Raw genomic sequence first — 2,279 nt, forward strand, 5'->3', positions numbered from 1 at the left:
CTGCGCATCGCGGCCGAAGCCCGCAGGTCCGGCCCCGACCGCGCCGCCGCCCCCGCCGCCGGCGGAACAGCCTGCGCCCTCGCCGGGCGCCGTCGGCGAGAGCGTGGTCCCGGGATCGGAGCGCGACTTCGTCGTCAACGCCGGCGACCGGGTCTATTTCGACTTCGACCGCTTCGACGTCCGCACCGACGCCCAGCCGATCCTCGACGCCCAGGCCGCCTGGCTGCAGCGTTATCCGGCGGTCCGCGTGCGCATCGAAGGCAACTGCGACGAACGCGGCACGCGCGAGTACAATCTGGCCCTTGGCGCCCGCCGCGCCAACGCGGTGCGCGACTACCTGACCGCCCACGGCGTCGCCGCCGATCGGATCACCACCGTGTCCTACGGCAAGGAGAAGCCGATCGATCCGGGCACGGGCGACGAGGCCGACGCGCACAACCGCAATGGGCACACCGCCCTCGTGGCCGGCGCTCGCTGAGGTTAGGCGTTCGATGAAACTCCCCCGCTTGCGCGTCGCGGCCACGGCGATCGCTCTCGTCTTGGTCGCAGGCCCCGCGCTCTCGCAGACCCCGATGGACGATCCGCTCGACGCGCGCGACGCCAAGCGGGTGGACCGGATGGAGAAGGTGGTGCGCGAGCTGCGGTCCATCGTGTTCCAGATGAAGGACACCGGTAAGCCGGTCGTGGTGCAGCCGGCCGATACCGACGCGCGGATGCAGGAACTGGCGAACCGCGTCGGCGACCTTGAACAGTCGCTGACGCGGATCAACGGCGCGCTCGATTCGACCGCCCACGAGCTCGACGAGGCGCGCAAGGCCAACGCCGAGCTGGCGGCGCAGATCAAGGCGCTGAACGACCGGCTGGCCGCCGCCGAGCAGAAGGCCGCCGCGCCGGCGGCGCCGGCGGCGCCCGCCGTCGACGACGCCGACGTCCCGCCGCCCAAGGCCAGCGCCTCGGACGCCTTCTCCAAGGCCCGCGAGCTGATGCTGGCCGGCGACTACGACGGCGCCGAGAGCGCCTTCGGGGCTTACGTCCACGACTATCCCGACGGCGCGCGCACGCCCGAGGCGCGCTACTGGTGGGGCAAGACGCTGACCGCCAAGGGCGACAACGCCCGCGCCGCCAGCGCCTACATCGGCGCGATCCGCGGCTGGCCCAAGACCGGCTGGGCGCCCGACGCCGTGGCCGAGCTCGCCCGCTCGCTGGTGGCGCTGAAGAAACCCGACGACGCCTGCGCGGCGCTGGGCGAGCTGCACAAGCGCTATCCCAAGGCGCCCGCCGCCGTCACCGCGCGCGCGACCACGACCTCGCGCCAGGCGAAGTGCGCGGGGTAGGGGGACTCCTCATCCGCTCTTCCCCGCGAAAGCGGGGATCCAGGCGTTTTTCGTTGCAGCGATTGCGGTGGCCTCGGCCGCTCGAACAAAAACTGGGTCCCCGTTTTCGCGGGGAAGAGCGGATGTGAATGTCGGTGGGTAGTTCGATCTGCACGGATCAGCTCGCAGCGACGGCGCATGCAGTCCTCGACCGTCGTCTGTCGCCTACCAGTCCCCGCCCCATCGCCCTCGCCCTCTCCGGCGGCGGCGACTCCGTAGCCCTGCTCCACCTCGCGACGACCTGGACGCAGGCCCGCGGCCGCCGCCTCGTCGCGCTGACCGTCGACCACCGGCTGCAGCCGCAGAGCCGGGCCTGGACCGAGGCCTGCGCAGACCACGCTGCGCGCCTGGGCGCGGGCTTCCAGGCGCTGGCGTGGGAGGGTGAAAAGCCCCTCCGCGGCCTGCCCGCCGCTGCGCGGGCGGCGCGCCACCGGCTGCTGGCCGACGCCGCCCGGGCCTTAAGCGCCCAGGTGCTGCTGATCGGCCACACCGCCGACGACGTCCTGGAGGCGCGCGCCATGCGCGCGGCCGGGTCGACGACGCCGGAGCCTCGAGAATGGTCGCCCTCGCCGGTCTGGCCGCAGGGGCGGGGGCTGTTCCTGCTGCGGCCGCTCTTGGCCCTGCGGCGGCCGGACCTGCGCGCCTGGCTGCAGGGCAGGAGCGAGCGCTGGATCGAGGACCCGGCCAACGCCGACCCGCGCTTCGCCCGCGCCCGCGCCCGCGCCGCCTTGGAAGCCGGCGCCGCCGAGATCGAGCTTGCCGCAGAGGGGCCGCTGACCCTGGCGGAGATCTGCCGCATCGACGCCGGCGGCGGCGTCGCCTTTCCACGCGCGGCGTTTCGCGAGGCTTCGGCCGCGGGGGCGCAGCGGCTGCTGGGCCTGGCCTGCGTCTGCGCCGGCGGCGGCG

The 2,279-nt window shown here is 74.0% G+C and carries 3 protein-coding genes; all 3 read left to right on the plus strand.

Annotated elements, in window-relative coordinates:
• On the plus strand, positions 1 to 478 hold a 478-nt coding region (gene pal / locus VJS38_RS12735), incomplete at its 5' end, for a peptidoglycan-associated lipoprotein Pal (protein ID WP_324088521.1).
• 13 nt (positions 479 to 491) lie between these two features.
• Complete coding sequence (gene ybgF / locus VJS38_RS12740) at positions 492 to 1,334, plus strand: tol-pal system protein YbgF (protein WP_324088522.1); 843 nt, start codon at positions 492 to 494, stop codon at positions 1,332 to 1,334.
• A 128-nt stretch (positions 1,335 to 1,462) separates the two neighbouring features.
• Positions 1,463 to 2,279, plus strand: an 817-nt coding sequence (gene tilS, locus VJS38_RS12745; RefSeq protein WP_324088523.1) for a tRNA lysidine(34) synthetase TilS, incomplete at its 3' end; no start/stop codon positions are given.

This window comes from Phenylobacterium sp., assembly GCF_035276905.1.
GTDB lineage: Bacteria > Pseudomonadota > Alphaproteobacteria > Caulobacterales > Caulobacteraceae > Phenylobacterium.

Coding starts and splice junctions, on each gene's coding strand:
- ybgF (WP_324088522.1), top strand. CDS start 492: ATGAAACTCCCCCGCTTGCGCGTCGCGGCCACGGCGATCGCTCTCGTC.